Genomic DNA, 14,168 nt, shown 5'->3' with positions numbered 1-14,168 from the left:
CACCGGGTAGACGCTTCTCAAGGAGAATCATGACAACGATCCGCAAGAAGGGCGTCGGTGCGGTCGCTGCTGCCGCGGTGCTCGCGCTCACCCTGGCCGCGTGCGGCTCCGGCGGTGGCGACGACGAGGGCACGGCCAAGGGCAACGGCGACACGTCGATGACGACGCAGCCCGCCGACGGCGTCCCCTCCTCGTACAAGGGCGAGCTGCCCATGCCCGAGGCCGGCAAGGCGTACAACAACCCGCAGGACCGCGACGCGGTCGAGGACGGCGGCACGCTCACGCTGGCGACGTCCGAGGTCACGCCGAACTGGAACGCGTTCTCGGTCGACGGCAACACCCGCTACATGGGCGACTTCTGGAAGCTGTACCAGGCGTCGCTGTGGGACTACGACGTCGCGGGCAACCCGACGCCGAACCCGGACTACCTGTCGAACGTCGAGGTCACCAGCGAGGACCCGCTCGTCGTCACGTACGACGTCAACCCGAAGGCCACCTGGAACGACGGCACGCCGATCGACTGGACGGCCTTCGAGGCCACCTGGAAGGCGCAGTCGGGCACCATGAAGGGGTTCAACCCCGTGGGCACCACCGGCTACGACCAGATCAAGTCGGTGAAGAAGGGCAAGGACGACAAGCAGGTCGTCGTCACGTTCGACACGCCGTTCTTCCCGTACCAGTTCCTGTTCATCAACCTGATGCACCCGGACAGCCTGGACGCCAAGACCTACACCAAGGGCTGGGTGAACGAGCCGCACAACGAGTGGGCCGCCGGTCCGTTCATCGTCGACTCGCAGGACGAGACGCAGGCCACCTTCGTGCCGAACCCCAAGTGGTGGGGCGAGGCGCCGAAGCTGGAGAAGATCGTCTTCAAGCAGATGGACGACGCCGCCTCGATCAACGCCTTCCAGAACGGTGAGATCGACTCCGTCGGCGTCGCCGCGGCCGACCGCCTCAAGGTGGCGCGCGGCATGGACGACGTGCAGATCCTCATCAACTACGCCCTGTCGACCGGTGTGTTCACGCTGAACACCAAGGCCGAGGCGCTGCAGGACATCGCGGTCCGCAAGGCCGTGACGCAGGCGACCGACGTCTCCAAGCTCGCCGAGATCGACTTCCAGGGTCTCGGCTGGGAGGAGGACCCGGCCGGGTCCGAGGTCATGTCGCCGATCCAGGACGGCTACGAGAACAACATGCCGGCCGACGCCGCCTTCTCGGTGGAGAACGCCAAGGCGACGCTCGAGGGCGCGGGCTACACGCTCAACGAGGAGTCCGGCTACTACGAGAAGGACGGCAAGCCGGTCCACCTCAAGTACACCTTCTTCGGTGACAGCCCGACGCAGACCGCCATGGCGAACGCCGTGCAGGCGATGCTCAAGGCGGCCGGCATCGAGGTCGAGCTCGACAACCAGGACCCGTCGAAGTTCTCGGACACCGTCCTCGGCGGCAAGTACGAGATGCTGATCATGGCCTGGTCGTCCTCCGACCCGTACGGCTACAGCACCTCGGGCTGCCAGCTCTACTGCTCCGACTCGGACTCGAACTTCACGTACATCGGGACGAAGGAGATCGACGAGCTGATGAAGAAGCCGGGCACCATCGAGGACATCCCGGCCGCGATCACCGCCTTCAACGAGGCGGAGAAGAAGGCGCTGGAGCAGTACGGCACCTTCCCGATCGACTTCGGTCCGGAGATGACCGCTGTGAAGAAGGGCCTGGCCAACTTCGGCTGGCGCACCTCCGGGTTCGAGGGCCTCGCCCCGCACCCGGAGAACTGGGGCTGGCAGAAGTGACGCACCGCGTCACCCGCTGAGCACCACGCACGACGACGCCGCCTCGACTGCCCGGTCGGGGCGGCGTCGTCGTGCCCGGGAGCGACCGGGAAGTCAGCGGCGGCGGCGCAGCGCGCCCTCGAGGAGGGGGACGGCGACGGCGACGAGGGTGAGCGCCGCGCCGACGTAGGTCGCGACGCCCGGCGGGGCGACGGCGGGGGAGACGACGTCGAGGACGAGCGCACCGACCACCTGGCCCGCGATCATCCCCAGCCCGAGCAGCAGCACGCCGATGCGCTGCACCACGGCCGCCTGCAGGGCGATGAAGACGATGCCGAGCAGGCCGCCGGAGTAGAGCAGCAGGTCGGCGGGAAGCCGGGTGGGCAGCGAGCCGGTGGGGGCGCCGTCGACGACGAGGGACACCCCGAACACCACGAGCAGCGCCGCCGTCCCGACGAGGAAGCTCACGAACGTGGCGGCCAGCACCCCGCCGTCGCGGCCGCCGCCGTCTGCAGGGCGCACCGCCGCGCGCACGCGGCCGTTCAGCGCCTGCTGGAACGACTGCAGCACGCCCGCCACGAGGGGGAACAGCGCCAGCCCGAGGGCGGCGGTCGCCGCGCCCGCGCCGGAGACCACGACGACGGCGACGACCGTGAGCACGGGGCCGAGGGCCCGGCCCACGGTCACCAGGCGCACGCCGCCCGGCGCGAGCCCGAGCCGGTCGATGACGAGGGAGCTCACCGACTGCCCGGCCACGAGCGCGATGGTGAACACGGCCACGCCGAGCGCGTCGACCGTCAGCCCCTGCGACATCACGTAGAACGCGCCGCCGAGGCCGCCCAGGCACTCCCACCAGCGCAGGCCGCCCGAGGAGCCGCCACGGCGCAGGCCGGCGGCGACCTGGCCGAGCGCCGACCGCCCGGCGCGGGAGAACGGGAGCGCGAGGGTGAGGAGCACCAGGCCCGAGCCGAACGACAGGGCGGCCGTGCCGAACGCCGTGCCCGTCTCGGTGGCGAGGGTGCCGTTCACGCGGCTCTGCAAGGCGGCGGCGAACCCCGCGACGATCGCGAGCGCCACCCCGACCGCCCGCCCGGTCCCGGGGCCTGCGGCGGGATCGGGCGTCTGGTTCACCCCGGGAGTGTACGTCCGGGAAACCGGCGGGCCCCGTGTGAGGATCCGCGCATGACGCCCGCCCCGGTCCACGGCCGTGCCGACGGTCACGCCCACTCCCACGGCGGTCCGGTCGCGCCGGCGCCCACCCGCACGCGGCTCGTCATCGCCTGTCTCGTGCTGCCCGCGATCGTCGCGACGGCGCTCGGGATGTGGATGCTCTGGCCGAAGGCGGGCGAGGTGCCCGACCGCATCCCCGTGGTCGTGGACGGGAGCTCCTTCGTCGAGGTGACGGTGGCCGGGCCCCCGGGCGAGGACGCGTCGGGCGAGGTGACCCTGCCGATCGAGCTGCCCGACGGCGGCGCGTCACGCATGCAGGTCGACCCGCGGTTCGACTTCGAGACCGGCGACGGCCTGGTGGCGCTGCACATCGGCGACCTCCAGGGGGAGATCGCCGCCCCCTACGTCTTCATGGAGCACCAGCGGGAGCTCCCCCTGGCGCTCCTCGCCGGGGCGTACGTGCTCGTCGTCCTCCTCGTGGCCCGGTGGCGGGGCCTCGCCGCGATCGCCGGGCTCGGCGTCGCGTTCGCGGTCTTCCTCGGGTTCACGTTCCCCGCCCTGCTCGCAGGCAAGGACGCGATGGCGGTCGCGCTGGTGACGTCGTCGGCGGTGATGCTCGTCGTGCTCTACCTGGCGCACGGGCTGACGACGCGGACGTCGGTGGCGCTGCTGGGCACGCTGGCCGGCCTGGCCCTCACGGCCGCGATCGGCACGTGGGCCACGTCCGCCTCGAAGATCACGGGCGCGACGTCGGAGACCGCGCAGATGCTGCCGTCGATGGCGGCCGGGGTGGACCTGCAGGGCATCGCCCTGTGCGGGCTCGTGCTGGCGGGCATGGGCGTGCTGAACGACGTCACGATCACGCAGGCGTCGGCCGTCTGGGAGCTGCGCGCGCTGGCGCCGCTGGCCTCGCGCCGCGCCCTGTTCGCGCGGGCGATGCGGATCGGTCGTGACCACATCGCGTCGACGGTGTACACGATCGCCTTCGCCTACGTGGGCGCCGCGCTGCCCCTGCTGCTCACGGTGTGGCTGCTGGACCAGTCGCCCGTGACCGCGCTCACCTCGGGCGAGATCGCGGAGGAGATCGTCCGCACGTTGGTCGGGTCGATCGGCCTCGTGCTCGCCATCCCGATCACGACGGCGATCGCGGCGGTCGTCGTGCCAGGACCGTCGGACGCCGTCCCGGCCCTGCCCCGGCGCGAGCCCGCCGAGGCCGTCACGTGAGGTGGTCGAAGTCGCCGCGCACCCAGGCCGCGTGGCGCTCGGCGGAGCGCAGCACGACGTCGCGCGCGTCGGCCGGGATGACGCCGTCGAAGTTGTTGTAGAGGCGGTCGAACGGGCGACGGGCGACGTGCTCGGCGACGCGCGTCACGACCGCCCCGGACAGCGGGATGCGGTTCGGGTAGCTGCGCATGAAACTCGCCGTGCGGTCCGGGTTCGCGAAGATCGTGTCGCCCGACAGCAGCACGCCGCGGCCGTCGGCGCCGGCCTCCCAGTGCACCACGGCGGAGCCGGGGAAATGCCCGCCGGGCTGGCTGAGCCACACACCGGGAAGGATCTCCCGCTCGCCCGCGGGGCCGGGGGCCCAGGTCTCGATCACCGGATCGGGGCGTGCGACCCAGCCGGCGTCGGCCTCGCTGACCAGGACCGGGACGTCGCGTCCCGTGACGGCGGACAGCCGCCGTGACCACTCGACCTGCACCCCGAACATGTGCGGGTGGCTCGCGGCGACCGCGACGACGCCGCCCTCGCCGGCCAGGCCCGCCACGGCGTCCACCGCCGCGTCGTCGACGAAGCCCAGCGGGTCCCACAGCAGCGCACCGGCCGACGTCAGCACCAGCTTCGACTGCTGCCCGATACCGACCCCCGGCGCGACCTCGAGGGCGACGAGCCCCGGTTCGAGCTCGCGCACCGATATCGCGCAGCCCTCCGCGGCCAGCTCCTCGAGGGTGGTCCACGCCTGTCCCGACACCGGCACCCACTGCCGCTCGTCCGCGCAGATCGCGCACGTGTCGGGGCGCTCGGCGTGCTCGACCGCGCAGGTGCGGCACACGGAGACGGTGAGGGCTGCGGGGGGCGTCGTGTCGATCCCGGTGATGGTGGTCACGCCGACCATCCTGCCCCGATCTCCGCCTCGTGGGGGAGGCGGGACCCCGGGCGGTCTTCCTACGCTGGCCGGATGCCGCAGCGACCTGCCGGGTGGACCGCCCGCCTCTCCGACTGGTGGGGGATCGACTCCGGGTGGGAGCGCGTGCCCGCCGACCCCGCCCGCGCCTACCGCAACGACCTGTGGCTCGGGGCCGCGTTCGTCGTCGTCTCCCTGGTGGGCGCCGAGCTCGCCCGCAGCATCGGGTACTTCGAGGACGAGACGGCCCCGACCTGGCTGCTCTACCTGCTGTCGGCCGTGGGCGCCGCGCCCCTCATGTGGCGGCGCCGGTTCCCGCTGGTCGTGCTCTCCGTGGTGTACCTGCACTTCCTCGTGGTGGGCCTGACCGTCCCGATGGTGACGATCCTCGTGCCGCTGCAGGTCGTCTACTTCGTCGCGCTGTTCAGCGCGGTGGCGTGGGCGCGCGACCGGCAGGCGATGGTGCTCGTCGTGGGCGCCGCGCTGCTGGCGATGTTCGGGTGGCTGGCCTGGCAGTTCGCCGTCGGGGCGGGCATCGACGGCATCGTCGAGTCGATGGGGCTGGCCGACGAGCGGCCCGGCCTGGTCGACCCCGGGGTCGCCTTCACCGCGTACAACCTGCTCATCAACGTCGCCTACTTCTACGGGGCGGTCGTGGCCGGCCAGCTCATGTGGCACGGCGCCCGCCGCCGTGAGCAGCTGGAGGCGCAGGCCGCGACGATCGAGCGCCAGACGGCGGAGCTCCAGCGGCAGGCCGTCGTCACCGAGCGGCTGCGCATCGCCCGCGAGCTGCACGACGTCGTCGCGCACCACGTGTCCGTGATCGGCATCCAGGCCGCCGCCGCCCGTCGGATGCTCGCGGGCGACCCGGCCGCCGCGGCCGAGCCGCTGGCCACGATCGAGGGCGAGTCGCGCGAGGCCGTGGCGCAGATGCGCGGGCTGCTCGGCACGCTGCGGGGGGTCGAGGACGGCGACCCGGGCGGGACCGGGGCGGTCGGCGGGCGCGCGCCGGAGCCCGGGCTGGCCGACGTCCCGGCCCTCGCGGACGACGCCGGGCTCGACGTCGACGTGCGGGTGGTGGCCGAGCCGGGCGCCGTCGACGCCGTGCCCGCGCCGGTCGGCCTCAGCCTGTACCGCACCGCGCAGGAGGCGCTGAGCAACGTGCGCAAGCACTCCACGGCCCGGTCCGCACGCGTCGTCGTGCGCGTGGACCGCCGCCCGGCACGGCGTGACGACCCGTCCGCCGACCGGTTCCCGCACGGCTTCGCCGAGGTGGAGGTGCTCGACGACGGCCGCCCGCGCCCCGGCTCCACGGGCACCGGCCTCGGGCTGGTGGGCGTGCGCGAGCGCGTCGCGACGCACGGCGGCGTCGCCGACGTCGGGCCGCGTGCCACCGGCGGCTACCGTGTGCGGGTGCGCCTGCCCCTGCCCGAGGACCGCCCGTGACCAGCGCCGACGCGCCCGTGCGGGTGCTTCTTGTCGACGACCAGAGGCTGGTGCGCTCCGGCTTCGCGATGATCCTGTCCGTCGAGCCCGACGTCGAGGTCGTGGGCGAGGCCGCCGACGGCGCGCAGGCGGTGGAGCAGGTGCGGGCGCTGCGCCCCGACGTCGTGCTCATGGACGTGCAGATGCCGGTGATGGACGGCATCGAGGCCACCCGGCGCATCGTCGCCGACGACCTCGCCAAGGTGCTGGTGCTCACCACCTTCGACGACGACGCCTACGTGGACGACGCCCTGCGCGCCGGCGCGTCCGGCTTCCTGCTGAAGAACTCCGACGCCGACCGGCTCGTCGACGCCGTCCGCACCGTCGCCGCCGGGCACGCGCTGCTCGCGCCGGAGGTCACCCGTCGGGTCATCGAGCGCATGGTCTCCGGGGAGCGGCCGGTGGCCGCGCCGTCCGGCGCCGACCCGGCGTCGTCGGACCCCCGGCTGGACCAGCTCACGCCGCGGGAGCGGGAGGTGCTGGTGCTCGTCGGCCAGGGGCTGTCGAACGCCGAGATCGCGGGCGAGCTGTTCCTCGGCGAGGCCACCGTCAAGACCCACGTCTCCAACGTGCTGGCCAAGCTCCACCTGCGCGACCGCGTCCAGGCCGTCGTCCTCTACCACCGCACCCTGACGTAGTACCTGGTGACGGCTCCCGGCGCGGAACCGTCACCAGGTACTACCTCGAGGGCTGTGGACAACGCCGGCTGTCCGCCGTCCCGCTCAGCTTGGCTGCTGCCATGCCTCGTCGGATCGACGTCCCCTCGCCGCTCGCCCGTCTCGCCGCCCACCAGGAAGGCCTGGCTTCCGTCGCCCAGTGCCGCGAGCACGGGCTGACGGGCCATCAGGTCGCCGCGCTCGTCCGGCAGGGACGATGGCGGCGCGCCATGCTCGGTGTCCTCGACACCGGCATCCCCTCGGCGCGGGACGACGACCCGTACGACCGACGTCGGCGCCGGGGCGCGATCGTCGGCCCGCTCGCGTTCCCCGGCTCGGTCGCGACCGGCCTCGCCTCGCTCGTGCTGCAGGGTGCACAGGGCGCGCCGCGGCGGGTGCCGCCGGAGGTGACCTTCCCCGACGGCACGCCTCGCCGGAGCAGCAAGCCCGTCCGGATCCGGCGGGAGCAGCTCCGCCGGTGGGTGGTCGTCGACGGCATCCCCTGCGTCCAGGCAGACCTGGCCCTGGCCCAGGCGGTCCCGGAGCTCGAACGCCGCGACGCCGTCGCACTCATGGACTCGGTGCGGTATCGACGCCTCGTCACGGAGGCCGAGTTCCGACACGCCCGCGAGGCCGCCCGTGGTCGTCGTGGCGCCGCGCGCTCGAGAGCGTGGTGGGACGAGTCGGACGGGCGGGCGGAGTCGCCGATCGAGACCCGGGCGCGGCTTGCCTGCACGGACGCGGGCTTCCCGCCCGATGCGCTCCAGCTCGAGATCCACGATGAGCGCGGCCGGTTCCTCGCGCGCGCGGACCTGGCCTGGTTCCTGCCCGCCGGAGGGGTCGTGCCCGTGGAGCTCGACGGGCGGGAGGAGCACTCCACCCCCGAGGCCGTGTTCCGCGACCGGACTCGGCAGAACGCCCTGGTCGCCCGCGGGGCCAGGATGCTGCGGTACACGGGACGGGATGTCATCGGGGGAGCTGTCGTCGCCGATGTCGGCCGCCTGCTCGATCGGGTGGGCTGGGCGCCGCGCCCCTGGCCTGCCGACACCCCGTTGGTGCTGTCGGCGTAGTACCTGGTGACGGTTCCCGGGGCTGAACCGTCACCAGGTACTACGTCGAGGTCAGGCGCGCGGGGTCAGCCGGATGACGGGCAGCTCACGGTCGGTGCGGTCCTGGTATCGGGCGAACGCGGGGGAGACGGACGTGACCGTCCGCCAGGCGGCGGCGCGCTCGACGCCGTGCAGCTCCTCGGCGACGACGGGCACGGTCCGGCCGCCGGTCGTGACCGTCGCGCGGTCGGGGTGGGCCGCGAGGTTGAGGTACCAGGAGGGGTTCGCCCGAGCGCCGGCGGCGGACGCGACGACGATCCAGCTGCCGTTCCCGCCGGGGAAGCCCCCGACGGGGGCGGACCGCTCCTGACCGGTCCTCCGGCCGATCGTCGTCAGGGCGAGGAGGTCGCCGGTCGACCGGCCCGCCCGCCGTGCGACCCGTCGGTTCCGGCCGGCGAGGAAGCGGCCGCGGGGCTGGTGGGCGCCGCGGGTGCCCTGCGGGTGCGTGAACGACATCGTGCTCTCCTTCGTCGGGGCGGCGGGTGCTCGCCGGTGGGTCCTGCGTCCTGTCGCACGTTGCCAGGGGCGGACGGCCGCCGGTACCGACCGGCGGCCACCGTGCCGCGACGAAAGTCGGGGGTGGCGCGGCTCCGCCGGCAGGGGGAGGCGCGGATCTCCGCCGCCGGGCGGATCCGCCGCGGGGTCGCGGTCCGTAGCGTCGTCGTCATGGACAACGACTCCCTCGAGGTCCGGGGCCTGACCCGGACGTTCGGCGACCTCACGGCCGTCGACGACGTCTCGTTCGCGGCCCCGCCCGGGCTGCTCACCGGGTTCGTCGGCGGCAACGGCGCCGGCAAGACGACGACCATGCGCATGATCATGGGCGTCCTCGCGCCCACGGCGGGCGAGGTCCGGTTCGGCGGCGACCCGGTGACGCGCGCGGACCGCCGCGCGTTCGGGTACATGCCGGAGGAACGCGGGCTCTACCCGAAGCAGCCGGTGCTCGACCAGCTCGTCTATCTCGCACGCCTCCGCGGCATCGCGGCCCCGCGGGCCCGCGCCGAGGTGCTGGACATGCTCGACCGGCTCGGCCTCGCCGGGCGCTCCAAGGAGCACGTCGAGAAGCTGTCGCTCGGCAACCAGCAGCGCGTGCAGATCGTCGCCGCGCTGATGGGCACGCCGCGGCTGCTGGTGCTCGACGAGCCGTTCAGCGGCCTCGACCCCGCCGCCGTCGACGGCATGGTCGACCTGCTCGCCGAGCACACCGCCCGCGGCGTGCCGGTGCTGTTCAGCTCGCACCAGCTCGACCTGGTGGAGCGGCTGTGCGAGCGGCTCGTCATCCTCAAGTCCGGCCGCGTCATGGCGGACGGCGCGCCCGCCGACCTGCAGCGGACCGGCGCGCTGCGCCACCGGCTCGTCACGAGCGGCGACGCCGGCTGGGTGCGCGGCGTCCTCGGCGTGCACGCGGTCGACGTCGACGGGCCCGTCGCGCTGCTCGAGGTGGCCGACGACGCGGCCCTGCAGCGGCTGCTCGCCACCGGCCTCGAGCGCGGCGGCGTCCGCGAGCTCACCCCCGTCCGGCCCACGCTGGCCCAGATCTACCGCGAGGTGACGGCATGACCACCACGACCCCGACCCGCCCGGACACGCCGGGCACCCTCGACCGGACCGGCGAGGAGAGCACCCGCGGCGCGTGGCTCGTCGTGATGAAGCGCGAGATCGTGGTGCGCGCCCTCAACAAGACGTTCCTCGTGGGGCTGCTCGTCTCGGTCGCGATCATCGCCGCGCTGGCCGGGTTCATGGCCTGGCAGGGCGGCAAGACCGACAGCTTCACGGTCGCCGTCCCGGCGGGCGACGCCGCGGCGACGGCGGCGGTCGAGTCCGCGGCCGCGATCCCCGAGGACCAGGGCGGCGGCGCCGAGCTCACGACCCTCGAGGTGCCCGACGGCGCGACCGCCCGCGCGGCGCTCGCCGACGGCGACGCGGACGGCTGGCTGCACCCTGCTGACGGGAGCGCGGACGGGGGCGACGGCGGCTGGGTGCTCACCGGCGAGGCGGACCCCGACAGCACGCTCACCCGCCTGCTCACGGCGGGGGTGGCCGCGGAGACGCTCGACGCCAACGCGCAGGCCGCCGGCACCACGACCGCCGAGCTCACCGCGGGCGGCACCCTGACCACGGACCGGGTCGACGGCGACGCCGTGGACTCGCAGACGTTGTTCTTCGCGTCGTTCGCCCTCGCGCTGCTGTTCTTCATCGGGGCGCTCGGCTCCGGGCAGATGATCGCGGGCAGCGTGGTCGAGGAGAAGCAGTCGCGGCTGGTGGAGATCATGGCCACCGCCGTGCCGCTGCGGCACCTGCTGGCCGGGAAGATCCTCGGCAGCTCGGTCGTGGCGCTGGCGCAGAACGTGGTGTTCGCCGCCGTCGGCCTCGCGGCCCTGTCGTTCACGCCGACGGCGTCGATCCTGCCGTCGCTGTCGACGTCGCTCGTCTGGTTCGTGCTCTTCTTCGCGGTCGGCTTCCTCGGCCTCGCGGCCCTGTACGCGGTGGCGGGCGCGCTGGCGTCGCGCACCGAGGACCTGCAGCACACCACCACCCCGATGACGATGGCCATCATGGGCGTGTACTTCCTGACGTTCTCCGCCAGCGGCACCTTCGAGACGGTCCTGTCCTACGTCCCCGTGGCGAACGTCGTCTCGATGCCCGTGCGCGTGCTGTCCGGCGACGCCGCGTGGTGGGAGCCGATCGTCTCCCTGCTGATCCTCGCCGCGTTCGCCGTCGTCGCGCTGCTCGTGAGCGAGCGGGCCTACCGCGGCGCGCTGCTGCAGACCGGCGGACGCGTCGGCTGGCGGAGCGCCCTGACGGCGCGCGCCTGACCGGCGGCCCGCGCCCGCACCGAAGCCCTCCACCGACACCGTCCACGAACACCGACGAGGGAGCCCGGCCATGACCGCACCGACCACCGCGTGGGAGCACAAGGTGCTCACCTACAAGCTCGCGATGCGCGGGTTCGACTACGCCCAGATGGAGCGCGACCTCAACGACCTCGGCCGCGAGGGCTGGGAGGCGGTGGGCACGCTGTCGCCGAGCTACGGCGCCGGCCAGGCCATCGAGGTCGTGGTCGTCGTCAAGCGCCCCGCCGCCTGAGGTCGGCCGTGGGGGTAGGGGAGTCCCCCGAAATCGCTCAGGGTTGTCCCCCGAAGGTCCCGAAAACCCTGGGATCGCGGGGCTCGGGCGCCCTAGCGTCAGCCGCATGACCGCCGTCGACGCCGCCCGCCTGCAGTTCGCGCTGCTCGCCGGGACCCACTTCCTCTTCGTCCTGGTGACGCTGGGGCTCGGGCCCGTCGTGGCGATCCTGCAGACCCGGTGGGCTGCCGGCGCCGGCCGGGCGGCGACGCTCGAGACCGCCACCCGCTTCTGGGGGCAGCTCTACCTGGTCAACTACGCGCTGGGCATCGCCGCCGGCATCGTCATGGAGCTGCAGCTCGGGCTCCACTTCCCGGGCCTGCTCGACGTCGCCGGTGGCGTGTTCGGCGCCCCGCTGGTGATCGAGACGATGGCGGCGTTCTTCCTGGAGTCCACGTTCCTCGGGCTGTGGGTGTTCGGGTGGCACGTGCTGCCGCGCTGGGCGCACACGGCGGCGTTCTGGGCGGTGGTGGTCACCGGCTACCTGTCGGCGTTCACCGTGATGGTGGCGAACGGCTTCCTGCGGAACCCGGTCGGGTTCGAGATGGTGGAGGGCGTCGCCCGCGTCACCGACGCCGCGGCCCTGGTCACCAACCCCGCGGCGCTGCTGTCCGCGCTGCACGTGGTGGGCGCCTGCCTCATGGCGGGCGCGTTCCTGCTGGTGGGCGTCAGCGCCTGGCACCTGCGCCGGGCGCCGTCGCGGCTGCCGGGCGTGATCGCCGCGGGCCTGCCGGGCGCCGTCATGTCGCCGGAGAACGACGTGTGGCGGCGCTCGATGCGGATCGGGCTGGTCGCAGGCACGGTCGGGGCGTTCGTCGCCACGAGCTTCGGGTACGCGCAGTTCGCGTACCTGCAGCACGTGCCCGGCGGCGACCCGCCGGTCGTGGGCATCGCGTACGGGGTGATGCAGGGCGTCGCGGGCCTGGTGTTCGTCGTCGGGTGCGTGCTGCTGCTCCTGTTGCCCGGCAACGTGCTGTTCCGCCTCTGGCGGCCGCTGCGCACCGGCCTCTACGCCATGCTCACCGCGCTGCTGCCCGTGCCGTTCCTCACCGCGCTGCTCGGGTGGGCGGCTCGCGAGATCGGCCGCCAGCCGTGGGCGATCGCGGGCGTGCTGCGCACCGAGGACGCCGTCTCCGGCGCCTCCGCGGGCGCGGTGATCACGTCCCTCGTCGTCCTCGTCGGCGTGATGGCCACCCTCGCCGTCGTCGACTGGTCGGTGATGGCGCGCCTCGCCCGCCGCGGCACCACGCGCCTCGCCCTCGGCGCCCCGCCCGCCCAGGTGCTGCACGACGCCGACGACGACGGCGACGGGCGCGACGACGGCGGCACCCGGCGCGACGACCGCGCCGAGCTCCTCACCTTCGGAGGCACCCGATGAACGCCCTCGGCTGGGGCCTGCTGCTCGCCGTCCTGCTCGCCGGGTGGGCCGCGCTCGACGGCGCCGTCCAGGGCGGTGTGCCGCTGGTGCGCGCGCTCGGCGGCCGCAGCGACGCGCGCCGCCGCACGGTGCTGGCCACGGTCGCGCCGTTCCTGCTGCTGGGGGAGGTGTGGCTCGTCGCCGCGGCGGGCGTGCTGCTCGCCGCCTTCGGCCACGTCGAGGCGACGCTCTGGGCGGCCGGGTACCCGTTCGTCGTGGCGCTGCTGGTGGCCTGGGTGGTGCGCGACGCCGCGCTCTGGCTGCGCAGCCGCCTGCCCTCGCCGGTCTGGCGCCGGGGGTGGGACGCCGTCGGGCAGGCGGCGAGCCTCGCGCTCCCGGCGGCGTTCGGCGCCCTGTCCGGCGTCGCGTGGGTGCGGTTCTCCGTGGTCGGGCCGCAGGCCGACGGCGGCTCCGGGGCGGCGCAGGCGCTCGCGCTCGGGCTGCCGGTCGTCACGGCGGGGCTCGCCGTCGCGACGGCGCGGGTGCACGGCGGGCTGGTGGTCGCCGCCCGGGCGCCCGAGGCGATCGCGCGGGAGGCCCGGCGGCGTGTCCGCCGCGCCCTCGTGCCGGCCGCCGCGCTCGCCACCCTGGCCGCGCTCGGCGCGCTCGCCGTCGCGGCGCTCGGGACGGCGTCGGCGCTGGTCGCCGCCGTCCTGCTCGTCGCCGTCGCGGGGGTGGCGCTCGCGGCCCGCTTCGACCTGGACCGCGGCGTGCACCGCACCGGCGTCGTGCGCGCCTCCGGCCCGCTGCTCGCCGTCGTGCCGGTGGCCGCGACCGCCGCCGTCGTCGGGCCCGCGGTGCTCGCCCTCGCCGCGCCCGCGGCGGTGCTGCACGGCCTGACGTGGCCCGTGCTGGGCGCGTTCGCCGCCGTCCTCGCGGCGCAGGCGGTGAGCTGGCGGGTGCTGGTGCGCCCGCTCGGGCCGCGCACCGCCGTGTTCCTCTGAGCGCTCCGCCGTCCGGGTCCTGACGTGGTCGTGACGCCCGGGCAACACCGCGGAAACCGGCGCCGCGCAGCATGGGGACGAGCGGCCGCCCGGGCCGCGCGAAGGAGGTCTCCCATGGCTGCCACGATGCCCGTCCCGACCCCCGTCCCCGCCCCGTCGCGGGCGGTCCTGCCCTCGCCGCACTCGGCGGCCGCCTCCGGGGCGGGGCGTCGCGCCAACCCCGGCGACCGGCTCACGGTCGACCCCGACGACCGCCGTCGGCGTGCCCGCACCGCGCTGCTGGAGCTCGCCGTCGCGCGCTCCGTGGAGCGCCGCCGGGCGCTCTGAGCGGCGGTACGAGCGGGCCCTGAACAGCGGGGGCGCG

General features: G+C 74.4%; 14 protein-coding genes. 11 read left to right on the top strand and 3 right to left on the bottom strand.

Going from position 1 to position 14,168, the window contains the following annotated elements:
* Positions 1–29: 29 nt before the first annotated feature.
* Positions 30–1,793: an ABC transporter family substrate-binding protein gene (locus ACFQ8T_RS00355; RefSeq protein ID WP_430544587.1), complete on the top strand. Its 1,764-nt coding sequence runs from the start codon at positions 30–32 to the stop codon at positions 1,791–1,793.
* Positions 1,794–1,886: 93 nt separating this feature from the next.
* Here ACFQ8T_RS00355 and ACFQ8T_RS00350 read toward each other — a convergent pair whose 3' ends face one another.
* Positions 1,887–2,903: a DMT family transporter gene (locus tag ACFQ8T_RS00350; protein WP_430544586.1), complete on the bottom strand. Its 1,017-nt coding sequence runs from the start codon at positions 2,901–2,903 to the stop codon at positions 1,887–1,889.
* A 51-nt stretch (positions 2,904–2,954) separates the two neighbouring features.
* Between ACFQ8T_RS00350 and ACFQ8T_RS00345 the strand changes: the two genes are divergently transcribed.
* Positions 2,955–4,166: a YibE/F family protein gene (locus ACFQ8T_RS00345; RefSeq protein WP_430544585.1), complete on the top strand. Its 1,212-nt coding sequence runs from the start codon at positions 2,955–2,957 to the stop codon at positions 4,164–4,166.
* On the opposite strand, the gene ACFQ8T_RS00340 is transcribed toward ACFQ8T_RS00345, so the two are convergent.
* Positions 4,159–5,049 carry a hydrolase gene (locus ACFQ8T_RS00340; protein ID WP_430544584.1) on the bottom strand — a complete coding sequence of 297 codons (891 nt, stop codon included), beginning with the start codon at positions 5,047–5,049 and terminating at the stop codon, positions 4,159–4,161. The two genes, ACFQ8T_RS00345 and ACFQ8T_RS00340, sit on opposite strands and share 8 nt — an antisense overlap.
* 72 nt (positions 5,050–5,121) lie before the next feature.
* On the opposite strand from ACFQ8T_RS00340, the gene ACFQ8T_RS00335 reads away from it, so the two are divergent.
* The 3 genes from ACFQ8T_RS00335 to ACFQ8T_RS00325 all read left to right on the top strand — a co-directional run bounded on the left by ACFQ8T_RS00335 (position 5,122) and on the right by ACFQ8T_RS00325 (position 8,278).
* Positions 5,122–6,513 (top strand): sensor histidine kinase, encoded by a 1,392-nt coding sequence (locus ACFQ8T_RS00335; protein WP_430544583.1) that lies wholly within the window; start codon positions 5,122–5,124, stop codon positions 6,511–6,513.
* 68 nt (positions 6,514–6,581) lie between these two features.
* The gene (locus ACFQ8T_RS00330) at positions 6,582–7,190 is read left to right on the top strand and encodes a response regulator (RefSeq protein ID WP_430545078.1); all 609 of its coding nucleotides are present in this window, start codon (positions 6,582–6,584) and stop codon (positions 7,188–7,190) included.
* A gap of 101 nt (positions 7,191–7,291) precedes the next feature.
* Positions 7,292–8,278, top strand: a complete 987-nt coding sequence (locus ACFQ8T_RS00325; RefSeq protein ID WP_430544582.1) for a hypothetical protein — start codon at positions 7,292–7,294, stop codon at positions 8,276–8,278.
* A 51-nt stretch (positions 8,279–8,329) separates the two neighbouring features.
* Here the strand turns inward: ACFQ8T_RS00325 and ACFQ8T_RS00320 are convergent, their stop codons facing one another.
* On the bottom strand, positions 8,330–8,773 hold the full coding sequence (locus ACFQ8T_RS00320) for a nitroreductase/quinone reductase family protein (protein ID WP_430544581.1): 444 nt from the start codon (positions 8,771–8,773) through the stop codon (positions 8,330–8,332).
* A gap of 210 nt (positions 8,774–8,983) precedes the next feature.
* On the opposite strand from ACFQ8T_RS00320, the gene ACFQ8T_RS00315 reads away from it, so the two are divergent.
* From ACFQ8T_RS00315 to ACFQ8T_RS00290, 6 genes are all read left to right on the top strand, one after another.
* Positions 8,984–9,877 (top strand): ABC transporter ATP-binding protein, encoded by an 894-nt coding sequence (locus ACFQ8T_RS00315; RefSeq protein WP_430544580.1) that lies wholly within the window; start codon positions 8,984–8,986, stop codon positions 9,875–9,877.
* On the top strand, positions 9,874–11,133 hold the full coding sequence (locus tag ACFQ8T_RS00310) for an ABC transporter permease (protein WP_430544579.1): 1,260 nt from the start codon (positions 9,874–9,876) through the stop codon (positions 11,131–11,133). The genes ACFQ8T_RS00315 and ACFQ8T_RS00310 overlap by 4 nt, the downstream gene beginning before the upstream one ends.
* A gap of 70 nt (positions 11,134–11,203) precedes the next feature.
* Positions 11,204–11,404: a DUF4177 domain-containing protein gene (locus ACFQ8T_RS00305; RefSeq protein ID WP_429763096.1), complete on the top strand. Its 201-nt coding sequence runs from the start codon at positions 11,204–11,206 to the stop codon at positions 11,402–11,404.
* A gap of 106 nt (positions 11,405–11,510) precedes the next feature.
* Positions 11,511–12,821 (top strand): cytochrome ubiquinol oxidase subunit I, encoded by a 1,311-nt coding sequence (locus tag ACFQ8T_RS00300; RefSeq protein WP_430544578.1) that lies wholly within the window; start codon positions 11,511–11,513, stop codon positions 12,819–12,821.
* Entirely contained in the window at positions 12,818–13,804 is a 987-nt protein-coding gene (locus ACFQ8T_RS00295; RefSeq protein WP_430544577.1) for a cytochrome d ubiquinol oxidase subunit II, read from the top strand. Before ACFQ8T_RS00300 ends, ACFQ8T_RS00295 begins: the two co-directional genes overlap by 4 nt.
* Positions 13,805–13,918: 114 nt before the next feature.
* Entirely contained in the window at positions 13,919–14,131 is a 213-nt protein-coding gene (locus ACFQ8T_RS00290) for a hypothetical protein (RefSeq protein ID WP_430544576.1), read from the top strand.
* The last annotated feature ends 37 nt before the right edge of the window (positions 14,132–14,168 follow it).

This window comes from Isoptericola sp. NPDC056618 (assembly GCF_042792715.1).
Lineage (GTDB): Bacteria > Actinomycetota > Actinomycetes > Actinomycetales > Cellulomonadaceae > Isoptericola > Isoptericola nanjingensis.
The sequence above is the reverse complement of the archived record's forward strand: the minus strand, read 5'-3'. Positions and strand labels throughout refer to the sequence as shown.

Excerpts from the sequence above, each read along its gene's own strand:
- ACFQ8T_RS00290 (WP_430544576.1), top strand. The coding sequence starts at position 13,919 with ATGGCTGCCACGATGCCCGTCCCGACCCCCGTCCCCGCCCCGTCGCGG.
- ACFQ8T_RS00315 (WP_430544580.1), top strand. The coding sequence starts at position 8,984 with ATGGACAACGACTCCCTCGAGGTCCGGGGCCTGACCCGGACGTTCGGC.
- ACFQ8T_RS00295 (WP_430544577.1), top strand. The coding sequence starts at position 12,818 with ATGAACGCCCTCGGCTGGGGCCTGCTGCTCGCCGTCCTGCTCGCCGGG.
- ACFQ8T_RS00310 (WP_430544579.1), top strand. The coding sequence starts at position 9,874 with ATGACCACCACGACCCCGACCCGCCCGGACACGCCGGGCACCCTCGAC.
- ACFQ8T_RS00330 (WP_430545078.1), top strand. The coding sequence starts at position 6,582 with ATGATCCTGTCCGTCGAGCCCGACGTCGAGGTCGTGGGCGAGGCCGCC.
- ACFQ8T_RS00320 (WP_430544581.1), bottom strand. The coding sequence starts at position 8,773 with ATGTCGTTCACGCACCCGCAGGGCACCCGCGGCGCCCACCAGCCCCGC.
- ACFQ8T_RS00345 (WP_430544585.1), top strand. The coding sequence starts at position 2,955 with ATGACGCCCGCCCCGGTCCACGGCCGTGCCGACGGTCACGCCCACTCC.
- ACFQ8T_RS00335 (WP_430544583.1), top strand. The coding sequence starts at position 5,122 with ATGCCGCAGCGACCTGCCGGGTGGACCGCCCGCCTCTCCGACTGGTGG.
- ACFQ8T_RS00355 (WP_430544587.1), top strand. The coding sequence starts at position 30 with ATGACAACGATCCGCAAGAAGGGCGTCGGTGCGGTCGCTGCTGCCGCG.
- ACFQ8T_RS00305 (WP_429763096.1), top strand. The coding sequence starts at position 11,204 with ATGACCGCACCGACCACCGCGTGGGAGCACAAGGTGCTCACCTACAAG.
- ACFQ8T_RS00300 (WP_430544578.1), top strand. The coding sequence starts at position 11,511 with ATGACCGCCGTCGACGCCGCCCGCCTGCAGTTCGCGCTGCTCGCCGGG.
- ACFQ8T_RS00325 (WP_430544582.1), top strand. The coding sequence starts at position 7,292 with ATGCCTCGTCGGATCGACGTCCCCTCGCCGCTCGCCCGTCTCGCCGCC.